At 41.3% G+C, this 12,225-nt stretch carries 10 protein-coding genes; 3 read left to right on the top strand and 7 right to left on the bottom strand.

From position 1 onward, the window contains the following. Positions 1 to 71: 71 nt before the first annotated feature. Positions 72 to 1,229: a radical SAM family heme chaperone HemW gene (hemW, locus tag BLP87_RS10900; RefSeq protein ID WP_074462713.1), complete on the bottom strand. Its 1,158-nt coding sequence runs from the start codon at positions 1,227 to 1,229 to the stop codon at positions 72 to 74. 40 nt (positions 1,230 to 1,269) lie between these two features. After that, positions 1,270 to 3,096 carry a translation elongation factor 4 gene (gene lepA, locus BLP87_RS10895; protein WP_074462712.1) on the bottom strand — a complete coding sequence of 609 codons (1,827 nt, stop codon included), beginning with the start codon at positions 3,094 to 3,096 and terminating at the stop codon, positions 1,270 to 1,272. Between the two features lie 171 nt (positions 3,097 to 3,267). Between lepA and rpsT the strand changes: the two genes are divergently transcribed. Continuing rightward, on the top strand, positions 3,268 to 3,531 hold the full coding sequence (gene rpsT, locus BLP87_RS10890; protein WP_026515498.1) for a 30S ribosomal protein S20: 264 nt from the start codon (positions 3,268 to 3,270) through the stop codon (positions 3,529 to 3,531). A gap of 78 nt (positions 3,532 to 3,609) precedes the next feature. Here rpsT and BLP87_RS10885 read toward each other — a convergent pair whose 3' ends face one another. From BLP87_RS10885 to BLP87_RS10870, 4 genes are all read right to left on the bottom strand, one after another. Continuing rightward, entirely contained in the window at positions 3,610 to 4,521 is a 912-nt protein-coding gene (locus tag BLP87_RS10885) for a putative ABC transporter permease (protein ID WP_074462711.1), read from the bottom strand. A gap of 23 nt (positions 4,522 to 4,544) precedes the next feature. After that, positions 4,545 to 5,504, bottom strand: a complete 960-nt coding sequence (locus BLP87_RS10880; RefSeq protein WP_074462710.1) for a TIGR03943 family putative permease subunit — start codon at positions 5,502 to 5,504, stop codon at positions 4,545 to 4,547. Further along, positions 5,501 to 6,802: a CobW family GTP-binding protein gene (locus BLP87_RS10875; protein WP_074462709.1), complete on the bottom strand. Its 1,302-nt coding sequence runs from the start codon at positions 6,800 to 6,802 to the stop codon at positions 5,501 to 5,503. Before BLP87_RS10875 ends, BLP87_RS10880 begins: the two co-directional genes overlap by 4 nt. Positions 6,803 to 6,881: 79 nt before the next feature. Further along, entirely contained in the window at positions 6,882 to 9,023 is a 2,142-nt protein-coding gene (locus tag BLP87_RS10870; RefSeq protein WP_074462708.1) for a hypothetical protein, read from the bottom strand. Positions 9,024 to 9,328: 305 nt separating this feature from the next. Here BLP87_RS10870 and BLP87_RS10865 point away from each other — a divergent pair, with 305 nt between their 5' ends. Then, the gene (locus tag BLP87_RS10865) at positions 9,329 to 9,715 is read left to right on the top strand and encodes a NusG domain II-containing protein (protein ID WP_242871854.1); all 387 of its coding nucleotides are present in this window, start codon (positions 9,329 to 9,331) and stop codon (positions 9,713 to 9,715) included. 8 nt (positions 9,716 to 9,723) lie between these two features. Then, complete coding sequence (locus tag BLP87_RS10860) at positions 9,724 to 10,233, top strand: Gx transporter family protein (RefSeq protein ID WP_074462706.1); 510 nt, start codon at positions 9,724 to 9,726, stop codon at positions 10,231 to 10,233. A 39-nt stretch (positions 10,234 to 10,272) separates the two neighbouring features. Here the strand turns inward: BLP87_RS10860 and gdhA are convergent, their stop codons facing one another. Beyond that, the gene (gdhA, locus tag BLP87_RS10855) at positions 10,273 to 11,607 is read right to left on the bottom strand and encodes an NADP-specific glutamate dehydrogenase (protein ID WP_026655495.1); all 1,335 of its coding nucleotides are present in this window, start codon (positions 11,605 to 11,607) and stop codon (positions 10,273 to 10,275) included. Between the last annotated feature and the right edge of the window lie 618 nt (positions 11,608 to 12,225).

Raw genomic sequence — 12,225 nt, 5'->3', positions numbered from 1 at the left:
CCCCCAATATACATCAAAGTTTTTATAGCAATCCGGGTGCCAAAACATCATTTGACACCCGGATGATAATCTTAATCCAGCAAAAAATCCGCCATCACTGTATTGCTCACATCCAACCCATTGGTTGTAAGACAAAGATGTTCATGGCCTGTTTTTTTTTCTACAAAACGTTGCAGCAATCCCAATTCTGCGTACTTATCAATTACTTCGGAATATACCTCTTCAATTTTTTGACCAAAAAGAGATTCAAATTCAACAAGGTCAACACCTTCGATAAGGCGAAGCCCCAAAAACATAAACTCTTCCATACGATCTTCAAGTGCCAGATTCTCGACATTTTCTCTTACGCCGACACCGGAACCTTTTCCCGAAAAATAAGATATGTAATCATCTATCTTTCTGATATTGCTCCATCTTACATCGTCCACCAATGAGGCTGCCCCAAGCCCAAGGCCCAGATAATTTCCTCTTTTCCAATAGACTTTGTTGTGTTCGCACTCAAATCCGTCTTTGGCATAATTTGATATTTCGTATCTGTGATATCCGTGCTCTGTAAGGATCTCAGCAGTCTTGTGATACATATCCCTGTCTGCATCCTCACCCGGAAGATCAAGGTCCATGTCAAAAAACGGTGTCCCTTCCTCGATAATGAGGCTGTATGCCGAGATATGCCGAGGTTCTAACTTTACCGCCTTTTTCAGAGTGTCCGTGTAAGACTCCATACTCTGCCCCGGCAGCGCGCTCATAATATCAATATTTATATTGTCAAATCCTGCTCTTATCGCATCTTCGTAAGTTCTGAGCGCCGTCTTTGAATCATGTATTCTTCCGATTCTTTTGAGTTCTTCGTCGTCAAAAGACTGTATTCCCATGCTGAGCCTGTTAAATCCCGCTTCTTTATATCTTTTCATCTTGTCAAAAGAAGCCGTTCCGGGATTAAGTTCAAGGCTTATCTCCGCAGTATTTGAAAGCTTAAAGTTGTCCCTTATATCATTCAAAATGCCGCAGATATAATCCGCATCCGGCAAAGAAGGTGTCCCACCTCCGAAGAATACCGTTTTAACCTCTCTGTCTCTATAATCGTCCGCACTTTCCTTAAGTTCTTTTGAAAGAGCCTTAAAATAATCACCCATAAGATTTTCTTTGTCGCCAAACGACAAGAAATCGCAGTAAAGGCACTTTCTTACGCAAAAAGGGATGTGCACATATAAAGATAGTTCGTTACTCATTTGGTAATGCCTCTTAATCTCTTCACGAAAACGCGCCTCATCAGTCTGTGCTGTCAAGCTTAAGAACGCTCAAGAATGCTGCCTGCGGAACTTCTACGTTACCGATCTGGCGCATCTTCTTTTTACCCTCTTTCTGTTTCTCAAGAAGTTTCTTCTTACGGGTTATATCACCACCGTAGCACTTTGCAAGGACATCTTTTCTGTAAGCTTTTACAGTCTCTCTTGCAATGATCTTGCCACCGACTGCTGCCTGTATAGGCACTTCAAAAAGGTGTCTCGGGATCTCTTCCTTCAGTTTCTCGCACATCTTACGTCCGCGCTCATAAGCACCGTCTTTGTGTACGATAAATGAAAGAGCATCGACCTCTTCTCTGTTGATGAGGATATCAAGCTTAACAAGATCTGACTTCTCATATCCCTTGAGTTCATAATCAAATGAAGCATATCCTCTGGACCTTGACTTAAGTGCGTCAAAGAAATCATAAATTATCTCATTGAGTGGAAGCTCATATTTGAGTATTGCTCTTGTCTGTTCGATATAATCCGTACTTATATATCTGCCTCGTCTCTCCTGACAAAGCTGCATGATGGCACCGACATAATCTGTAGTTACCATGATCTCGCCGTTTACCATAGGCTCTTCCATATACTCTATCTCTGTAGGATCCGGAAGATTGGATGGATTGGTCAGATCAAATACCGTTCCGTCATTCTTATGCACCTTATATACAACTCCGGGAGCTGTTGTCACAAGATTAAGGTCATACTCTCTCTCAAGTCGCTCCTGAATTACTTCAAGGTGAAGAAGTCCCAAGAATCCCGCTCTAAAACCGAATCCGAGAGCCTGTGATGTCTCCGGCTCATAGAAAAGAGATGCATCATTAAGCTGCAATTTTTCAAGTGCGTCTCTTAGATCCGAGTAGTGCGCTGAATCTGCGGGATAAAGGCCGCAGTAAACCATAGGCATAACCTTCTTGTATCCGGGAAGTGCCTCTGCGCAAGGTTTTGTAGAATCAGTTACTGTATCGCCGACTCTTGTGTCCTGAATATTCTTAATGGATGCCGTGAAATATCCGACGTCGCCCGCTGTAAGTTCATCGCTCGGAATAAATCTTCCGGGTCCGAAATAACCAACCTCAACGACATCAGATTCCGCACCTGTAGCCATGAAGCGAACTTTCATTCCCTTCTTAAGAACACCGTCTCTTACTCTTACAAATACAATAACTCCTCTGTAAGAATCATAGATGCTGTCAAATATCAGAGCCGTAAGAGGTTTGTCTGCATCTCCCGTTGGAGCAGGGATTTTATTTACAACCGCCTCAAGGACTTCCTCAATACCTATTCCATTCTTCGCGGAAATAAGAGGTGCGTCCTGAGCTTCTATACCTATAACATCCTCTATCTCGTCCTTAACTTCCTGCGGCTGTGCGCTGGGAAGATCTATCTTATTGATAACCGGAAAAACATCGAGATCATGATCAAGTGCCATATATACATTTGCGAGAGTCTGCGCCTCAACACCCTGTGTGGCATCAACTACAAGAATAGCTCCGTCACATGCGGCAAGGCTTCGCGAAACCTCATATCCAAAGTCAACATGACCGGGAGTATCTATCATATTAAAGGTATACTCCTCTCCGTCCTTAGCCTTATAGATCATTCTGACAGCCTGTGACTTTATGGTAATCCCTCTTTCTCTCTCAATGTCCATATTGTCGAGAACCTGATTCTGCATCTCTCTGCTTGTGAGAACACCTGTCTTCTCTATCATCCTGTCTGCAAGAGTAGATTTACCGTGATCGATATGTGCAACTATACAAAAATTTCTTATTTTACTCTGGTCCACAAAACTACCTCTATTCATCATCTAATTTCCATACATCACCATATGATACCATGATAATAGCCAAAAATCTATTGACAGTTTCTTGAATTTCATCTAATATATTTACCGTATGTAGCATTAACTGTCCGTGTCCGGCTTAATGCGCACACGAACTTACAAATAATAATCATATTATTTTCGGAGGTAACTATGGCAAATATTAAATCCGCCAAGAAAAGAGTTTTAGTTAATAAGAAAAAAGCAGAAAGAAATCAGATGATCAAGTCAGCAGTTAAGACTGAGATCAAGAAAGTTAGAACTGCTATCGAGGCAGGTAACAAGGATGAGGCTGCTAAGGCTCTTCTCGCTGCTACATCTGCAATCGATAAGGCTGAGTCAAAGGGCGTTTTCAAGAAGAACACAGCTTCAAGAAAAGTTTCTCGTCTTGCTCAGGCCGTAAACAAAATGGCTTAATAATTTTTAAATGTGTATATAATAAAACCTCATGTCTTCTCACCGGCATGAGGTTTTTTATTGCTTTTAACTATTCTTTTATTTCTTTCTGATGTTTGAAACTTTCTCTTTTATCTCTTCAAGACTGAGCTTAAACTTCTCAGATACCATGCTCGGGTTACCCTGAATAGTCTTTTCTCTGTACCATTCAAAAAATCCTTTTATGGGCTCCGGAGTAAGTTTAGACATAAGAATACGGTATTTTGCGTACAGTTCGGATATTTCATCCTTCACATCATTTACATAACCTGAAGGATTTACATTTATCTTTTCCCTTATCTTCTTAAAAGAGCTTTCAAGTGTCGCACTGAGCGCATCCACTCTAGTCTCTATTCCGCCCTTCACATTCTCACTCTTGGATGTAACAAGTGCATCAAGTCTTTTTTGCATCTTTCTCATCTCGTCCTTAGCCTTTTCCATGTAGATAAGAACGTCTCTAAGATCGATGGCAGTCTTAAATGCTATCATAAAATCTCCACCTATGCAGAAAGTTACTATCAAAGTAAGAACAGAAAGTACATGATAGGGAATCGCACGCACCATATGTTCAATGGGAATCTGCAAAAAATGAGAAAATACAACGGTAAGAACTCCCCAAAACAACGTAGATTCAAGGCAGATATGACCCTTAAAATTAAAAGGCTTATGAGAATAATCCCAGTATCTGACTTTGAAAAGAGCTTCCATTGTTACACCGGTGATATACTCAAGTGTGGTTGCACCAATACAACCTGCCACATATACCAAGAGCAGATTTCCATAAAAAGGCTTTGATACCACAAGCATCATCACGCCGCCGCATCCGTATAACGGCAAAAAGGGGCCTCTCATAAAGCCCCTGTTTACCGGTTTTTTCTCTAAGATAGAGACATATGCAGATTCAAAACACCAACCAAAAAAACTGTAAAAATAAAACAGAAATAACCACTGTATGGGTAGATATTCGAACATTATGCTCTCCTGTTATTGCTATATTATTGCTGTGGGTTGGAGAAATCAATCACAGGATACTCGGGAGCATCCGTCTTCTCTATGGCAATAGCCTCAAGAACAGGGCCTTCTCCGTTGTACTCGGGAACAAATTTCCTTGTAACTTTCGCTGTCACAAGCACCCATTCTTTCTCTGTAAGAGTATCCACCTTGTCATAGTCGCAGGCAAATCCGAGAAACTGCATATCCTCAGCGCAACAAGTCATTGCCATTCTTCCCGGAACAAATCTGTTCTTCGGAAATTCAGGCGGAACAAGTACCATTGCCTTAAACTTGATATTCTTTCCTTCATATCTGTCGACATGCTCGAGAGCATCAAGATAGAACATTCCGTATCCGAAATTGTTGAGTTCTATCGGATCTGCATTAAGATCAAAAGGAAGATCCTCATCAAGTGTAACATCAACCTCACCGTTCATATCTTCAAATATGATATCCGCTTTCTGGTTGATTGCTTTTACATTTCTTTTAAATGAAGCAAGGTCTTTTAATCCATCGCATCTGTTGAACAGGATAAGATCCGAACCGCGAAGCTGCTCTGCAAGCAGTGATTTCATATTATTGAAATACAACTCAAAATTAGAGGCATCTATCACAGTGATCTGCTGTTCAAGTTTCCACATAACGGGAAGTTTCAGATTCTTGAAATTCCACATGCCGTTGTACTCGATAAGAATACGCTCCGGATTATACTTTGCATCAAGTTTTACAAGATTATCGGGATTAAACTCCTCTTCGTCTTCTATCTTTTCAATAATAGTATTTGTAGACTTAAGAAGTTTCTCTTCATAATCATTTTCGCCCTCTTCACAGACAATAAGAAGTGTCTTTCCGCTGGTCCTGAAATAAGGCTGAGCTATTGTATAACGAAAGAAATCAGTCTTTCCGCTGTCAAGAAATCCATTGATAATATATACCGGTTTCAATTTCTCTCTCCTTATCATAATTTACGGAAAAGCTGCTCAAGCTTATCTTCGTTGAGTTTTGAACCTATTACGCAGATTTTTCCTGTCACATCGGGATTACCGTTTCTAACATCAGCTTCACCGGGAACATAGTCAAATTCTATCCATGTTCCGTCCGCTGCGGGAACAACTCCCTTAGAACGAAGAACAATTCCGTAATCAGAATCTTCGTCAAGCTTTTCAAGCATTCCTTTAATCTCTTCAACAGTGTATTTAACAGGAGTTTCCATTCCCCAGCTTGTAAATACTTCATGTGCCGCATGATCGTGGTCATGTCCGTGGCAGCAACAATGATCGTGTTCATCTTCATCATCGTCGTCATGATGGTGATGGTGACAGCAGTGATCGTGCTCATCTTCATCATCATCGTCGTGATGGTGGTGGCAGCAATGCTCATGCTCATCCTCATCGTCGTCGTGATGATGGTGGCAACAATGTTCATGCTCATCCTCATCGTCGTCGTGATGGTGGTGGCAGCAATGCTCATGCTCATCCTCATCGTCGTCGTGATGATGGTGACAACAATGTTCATGCTCATCCTCATCGTCATCATCGTGGTGTGCTCTGTATACTACAGTGCCATCTTCATTCACCTCTTTATGGCTTCCGTGATGATGATGGTGATGATGTTCCTGTTCCTCTTCCATTACAAGCTTAAGGAGCTCAGCTTCAAGATCGCTGTTTCCTTCGAATGTATCAAGGATCTCTTTTCCTGTTATCTCATCAAGAGGAGTTGTTATAATAGTAGCCTTTTCATTATGGCTGCGAATAAGCTTAACTGCTTCCTCAATCTTCTTCTGATCCGCTTTATCCGTTCTTGTAAGAATGATGGTTCCGGCATTTTCAATCTGATTGATGAAGAACTCACCGAAATTCTTTATATAAACCTTAGCCTTAGATACGTCAACAACAGTAACCGCACTGTTAAGTTCCATATTGTCGTCTGAATCCGCGATATTCTGGATTGCTCTCATTACATCCGAAAGTTTACCTACTCCCGAAGGCTCGATAAGAACTCTCTCAGGGGCATATGTAGTCATAACTTCCTTAAGAGATGTCTCAAAATCTCCGACAAGTGAACAGCAGATACAACCTGAGTTCATCTCTGTTATCTCTATTCCCGACTCCTTCAAAAATCCGCCGTCGATACCAATTTCACCGAACTCATTCTCAATAAGTACGACTTTGGTTCCGTTAAGCGCTTCCTTGAGAAGTTTCTTTATAAGGGTAGTCTTTCCCGCACCCAAAAATCCTGATATAATATCAATCTTTGTCATTTGTACTCCATTCCGCACATGTTAGTCTGTGCTACATCTACTACAACAAAGTATATTCTATTAACACAGTATCAAAATGTCAAGGAATCGCCGTTTCGCTGTTATCGGCGTTTTCAACGTCATCGCCTTCTTTTTGCTCATTTCCGGATTGTAGTTCATCCTCATCTTCGGGCACTTTGGTATCATCGGATAATTCGTCTTTTTTTACTTCATCTGTTTCATTTACTTCACTGTCAGATACTTCTTTATCTCCGGCATTTTCGTCGTCTGTTTTATCCGAGTTTTCCTCGCTTAAAGCCTGTACATCCACACTCTGCGAATTTAATTCCTCTTTTATAGGTTCAGAAAGATTGGACGTATTATTCGTGTTATCCGCAATCTCTTCTTTTTCCTCATCTTTTTCCACATCTTCTTCATAACTTTTCATTTCTTCAAGACGGGAATTTATATCATCTAAATTGATATCAAGATCTGTGATCGGAGCTTTGATGGCTTTTGTAGCTATACTGTTTCTTGACCTGAGCGCTCCGGATGATTTTATCGCAGGAACAGTAGAGTTATATCCGGAATATCTGCCATTAAATTTAATATGCGCCGAAACAACCTGACCGTGCGCAAAGCCGCAAGAAGGTGAATAGCCTTCAACAGTGCTCTCATTTTTATTACACACAAGGACAGTATCGGTTATAACTCTTTCAACTCTTCCGTTTCTGTCTCTTGCTTCCTCCAAAGAATACACGGTTTCTTCATGTCTTGCGTGAGTATCGTTAAATCGCGCTCCGCAGTATTTACACTCATAGGAATAAACCGGTGTTCCGTCATGATAATCTTTTACATGACCGCGATTTCTTGTATCTTTGGTCGTACTGATTATATAAGTATTTACTGTTCTGTAGCATGCGTCGCTGTGCCTGTGATAAACAGGAGTCGTGAAGCATCCGCCGTATCTGTCTGTTGCAACAAGATTATCACCGCAATTCTGACCTCTTCCGTCCTTGTGATAATGATAGTCATATTCGATACTTGCCGCGGTATCACCCGAATCAACGACAACCTGTGTCGGTATCTTCTCTATAGCTCTGGCAAATTCCATAAATGTGGCATCCTCTTTAATCTTTACTCCCTTAGTGAGTAATGCGGATGCCAAAAGCTTTTTACCATTACTCACACGCTGAAAAACCTGGTCGAGTTTGTTGCTTATCCCGGCAGTTTTCTCATCGATATATCCTTTAATACCATTTATATTGGCATTTATATTATTGTTTATATCAGAATTGACATTGGTAATTCTTTCGTCGATCTTATCGCCCCTTGCCTTACTTTCTGAATTATAATTTTCTATTTTTTCTCCGAGTGCATCTCCCATTGCCTTGTTATCTGAATTATAATTCTCGATCTTTTGGTCAAGTGCTTCGCCCCTCGCTTTACTTTCGGAATTATAATCATCAATCTTTTCATCGACGCGTTTTCCGAGAGCCTCACTCAAAGATTCAAACTCACTCTTTAAATCCGCAACAGACTCTACATTTCTTTTTTCAAGCTCCTTATCGAACTCTGTAAGCTTTGAAAGAAGCTCCTCATATCTTTTGATCGAATCCGTTGATATCTTTTCATTCCCGTTTTTTACCTCGGTTCTGATTGCACCATCAAGCTTTTCCATCAGATCTTTGTTCTGCTTCTTCACATTTTCATATTCAATTTTTATATTCTCAATGTCTTTTCCGATAGCGTCAAATTCTTTGGCAGCCTTTTCTCTTGTCTCACCGTTTCCGCTCTCGATAAGTTCTTTAAGGCTCTCGATCCTGGTCTCGGTGCTGTTTACCGAAGTATGAATATTCCTAAGGTCCGTACCCAGTCCAACAACTTTTTCTTTGACCGTATCTGTAGTCTTATCGCCCTCAATTCGATCGTTATTGGTCTTTTCATAATATGAATCAATACCCTTCTGGTTCTTAACGATCATCTTGTCGATATCCGTCAGGTAATTATGCAATTCATCAAGTTTCTCTGTAGTCTTTTCGTTATTCTTATTTTCCTTCTCCACAACTTGATCTCTTGCACTCGCCGCAACAACGGGAGTACTCATGTATATAAGTCCCCCGCACAGCACAAGCGCGATGATAACCGCCACAGTTACAACAAAAGTGTCGTGTCTTCTCAGTTTCTTCATAAGCAGTTTGACTGAATTATTCTGCTTTTCCCAACGTTCTCTTAAATTCATTTCGTTCCTTTCCATCACTTATCAAGCGCGGAAAAAAGCAGACTTTTACCGCACCAAACAGTAATAAATAATATTGTTAAAAAATGTGGAATCCTCTCGGATGAATATCCGGGATTTCGTCAGCAGAAAACTGACAAAAATTTATTATACATATAAAAATAAAAATTGCAAGACGTTTTTTTGATGCATCCGCTCAGCGGTTTTTTAGTAGGTTCCTGAGTCCTTGTAGTGAGTTTTTTGTTACTAATTCCTGCAAGTTTTCTGCTATACTTTAGTGTGAAACTATTTTTTTGCGAGGCTTTTTAGTGGACAATAAAACATTCAAAAAAAACGATCTGATCCTTATAATCTGCTTGGCGCTGGCTTCTGCCGTCATGCTGATAGGCATCACCTTTTTTTCAAAAGATGGTGCAACCGTAGTCATCAGTGTCGACGGAAAGACCGTTAAATCTTTTCCCCTTGATACAGATACAACCTACAATATAGGTGGCTTCCACGGAAGCACTAATATTCTTGAGATAAAAGACGGAAAAGCACATCTGACAGATGCATCCTGTCCGGACAAACTATGCGTAAACATGGGATATATTAGCAAAGAAGGGCAATCGATCATCTGCCTTCCAAACAAAGTAGTCGTTGAAATTAAAGGAAAAACCAAAGATAACAATAACTTTGACACCATTTCGGAGTAAAAGAATTTATGAATATAAATACCAAAACAAATAAAATAGCACTCTACGGCGTACTAACCACTCTAGCAATAATTCTTGGATATGTAGAAATGCAGCTTCCGGCATTCTTCGCCGTCCCCGGCATAAAACCGGGACTTACAAATATCGTTGTGGTAGTCGCGCTCTACTCACTGGGCGATAAGAGCTCTCTTTTTATCAACTTCGTCAGAATCGCCATAGTCTCCATGCTCTTCGGAACTCTCATGGCTTTCATATTCTCCGCAGTAGGTGGCATTCTCAGTACCACAATTATGATTCTGTTAAAAAAGACAGGCAAATTCAGTCCCATCGGCGTAAGCGCCGTTGGCGGAGTATCCCACAACATCGGCCAGATCATCGTCGCCATGTTCGTAACCGGCACTGCCAACATCGCCTGGTATCTTGCAATTCTCTGGATCACCGGCACCGTAAGCGGCGTTATAGTAGGATTTATCGGTGGAATCATATGCTCAAAAAGGCTGCCACACCGTTTAGTGTGACAGCCTCCCATATATTAAATATGTTATGAAGAAGACGTATTAAACAATACCCTGAGCCTTCATAGCCTCTGCAACCTTAAGGAAACCTGCGATGTTAGCACCTGCAACGTAGTTGCCTTCCATGCCATACTTCTTAGCTGCATCATCAATGCTGTGGAAAATGTTAACCATGATCTGCTTAAGCTTAGAATCAACCTCTTCGAATGTCCATGAAAGTCTCTCGCTGTTCTGTGACATCTCAAGAGCTGATGTAGCAACACCACCTGCATTTGAAGCCTTACCACAAACAAAGAGAACCTTGTTAGCCTGAAGATACTCAGTAGCCTCGATAGATGTAGGCATGTTAGCACCCTCACATACAGCCTGAACACCGTTAGCTACAAGCTGCTTAGCATCCTCAAGAAGAAGCTCGTTCTGTGTAGCGCAAGGAAGAGCTACATCACACTTAACTGACCATACACCCTTACCTTCGTGATACTCAGCAGACTTTCTTGCTGCAGCATACTCTGTAAGACGTGCTCTCTTAACTTCCTTAACTTCCTTAAGAAGCTCAACATCGATTCCTTCGGGATCATAAATCCAACCTGTTGAATCTGAACATGTTACAGGCTTAGCACCAAGCTGCTGTGCCTTCTCGATAGCGTAGATAGCAACATTACCTGCACCTGAAACTGCAACCGTCTTACCCTTGATATCAGAGCCGTTGCACTTAAGAAGCTCCTCTGTAAGGTAAAGAAGTCCATATCCTGTAGCCTGTGTACGAGCAAGAGATCCGCCATATGTAAGGCCCTTACCTGTAAGTACGCCTTCGTATACGTCTCTGATTCTCTTGTACTGACCGTACATATATCCGATCTCACGTCCGCCAACACCGATATCTCCGGCAGGAACGTCTGTATCAGCACCGATGTGTCTGTAAAGCTCTGTCATGAAGCTCTGGCAGAATGCCATAACTTCTCTGTCTGACTTACCCTTAGGATCAAAGTCAGAACCACCCTTACCACCGCCGATAGGAAGGCTTGTAAGAGAGTTCTTGAAGATCTGCTCGAAACCAAGGAACTTGATGATACCAAGGTTTACTGAAGGATGGAAACGAAGTCCTCCCTTGTAAGGTCCGATAGCTGAGTTAAACTGTACACGGAAACCGTTGTTAACCTGAACCTGTCCCTTATCATCTACCCAAGGTACTCTGAAGAGGATCTGTCTCTCGGGAGTTACAAGTCTCTCAAGAAGAGCATCCTTACGATACTCGTCCTCGTTAGCTTCAATAACAACACGAAGTGACTCAAGCACTTCTTTTACTGCCTGATGGAACTCAGGCTGAGCAGGATTCTTTGCTACGACATAGTCGTAAATCTCATCTACATATGACATTTTTTGGTTCTCCTTCCTGTGCAAAAGCACATAAAACATTTAATTACTGAGTAAAAACTCATATTAACGCAATTCATAATGTATCTGCACACCGTCTTTCCTTAATAGAAAAAGGGCGTAGGAAACCAGTGGTCTCCACGCCCCATTGCGCAAACATCATTGTCTGAATGGTATTATACGCTTTAGACTTTTAAAGTGCAATAGTCTTTATTACATTAAATCAAAAAAATCTTTCCGCTAGATTTGCAAAGTAAGTGCAACGCTCTCGTTGCGCTTACTTTGACCCTAAGCTCCCGTGAATTTATACCAAGGATTCGGTATAAACTCATCTGACTAATCATCGCAAAGCCTTGTGCTTACTGGCTTTGCAACTACAAAATATTGTATCAAAAGTGCCCAGTTTGCTTGCGATTCCTCTTTATCCTTGGTATAATTATACCAAGGAGGTAATTACCATGGAACTGAAAATCAATGAGCCTTGGATCACCAGCAAAGTCAGATGTCAGAACGGTTACGCTTATATCGACAAGCCTTTTTGGAACGCTGAAAAACAGTGCGCTGACCATAAGCGAGAATACATCGGTAAGTATGATGGCAAAGTCTTTACTCCAAACAAGA

Origin of the sequence: Butyrivibrio hungatei (genome assembly GCF_900101605.1) — a bacterium.
GTDB classification, from domain to species: Bacteria; Bacillota; Clostridia; order Lachnospirales; family Lachnospiraceae; genus Butyrivibrio; species Butyrivibrio hungatei_B.
The sequence above is the reverse complement of the archived record's forward strand: the minus strand, read 5'-3'. Positions and strand labels throughout refer to the sequence as shown.

Bases quoted from the DNA above. Each gene is read 5' to 3' on its own strand.
- hemW (WP_074462713.1), bottom strand. From the start codon at position 1,229: ATGAGTAACGAACTATCTTTATATGTGCACATCCCTTTTTGCGTAAGA.
- lepA (WP_074462712.1), bottom strand. From the start codon at position 3,096: ATGAATAGAGGTAGTTTTGTGGACCAGAGTAAAATAAGAAATTTTTGT.
- rpsT (WP_026515498.1), top strand. From the start codon at position 3,268: ATGGCAAATATTAAATCCGCCAAGAAAAGAGTTTTAGTTAATAAGAAA.
- BLP87_RS10885 (WP_074462711.1), bottom strand. From the start codon at position 4,521: ATGTTCGAATATCTACCCATACAGTGGTTATTTCTGTTTTATTTTTAC.
- BLP87_RS10880 (WP_074462710.1), bottom strand. From the start codon at position 5,504: ATGATAAGGAGAGAGAAATTGAAACCGGTATATATTATCAATGGATTT.
- BLP87_RS10875 (WP_074462709.1), bottom strand. From the start codon at position 6,802: ATGACAAAGATTGATATTATATCAGGATTTTTGGGTGCGGGAAAGACT.
- BLP87_RS10870 (WP_074462708.1), bottom strand. From the start codon at position 9,023: ATGAATTTAAGAGAACGTTGGGAAAAGCAGAATAATTCAGTCAAACTG.
- BLP87_RS10860 (WP_074462706.1), top strand. From the start codon at position 9,724: ATGAATATAAATACCAAAACAAATAAAATAGCACTCTACGGCGTACTA.
- gdhA (WP_026655495.1), bottom strand. From the start codon at position 11,607: ATGTCATATGTAGATGAGATTTACGACTATGTCGTAGCAAAGAATCCT.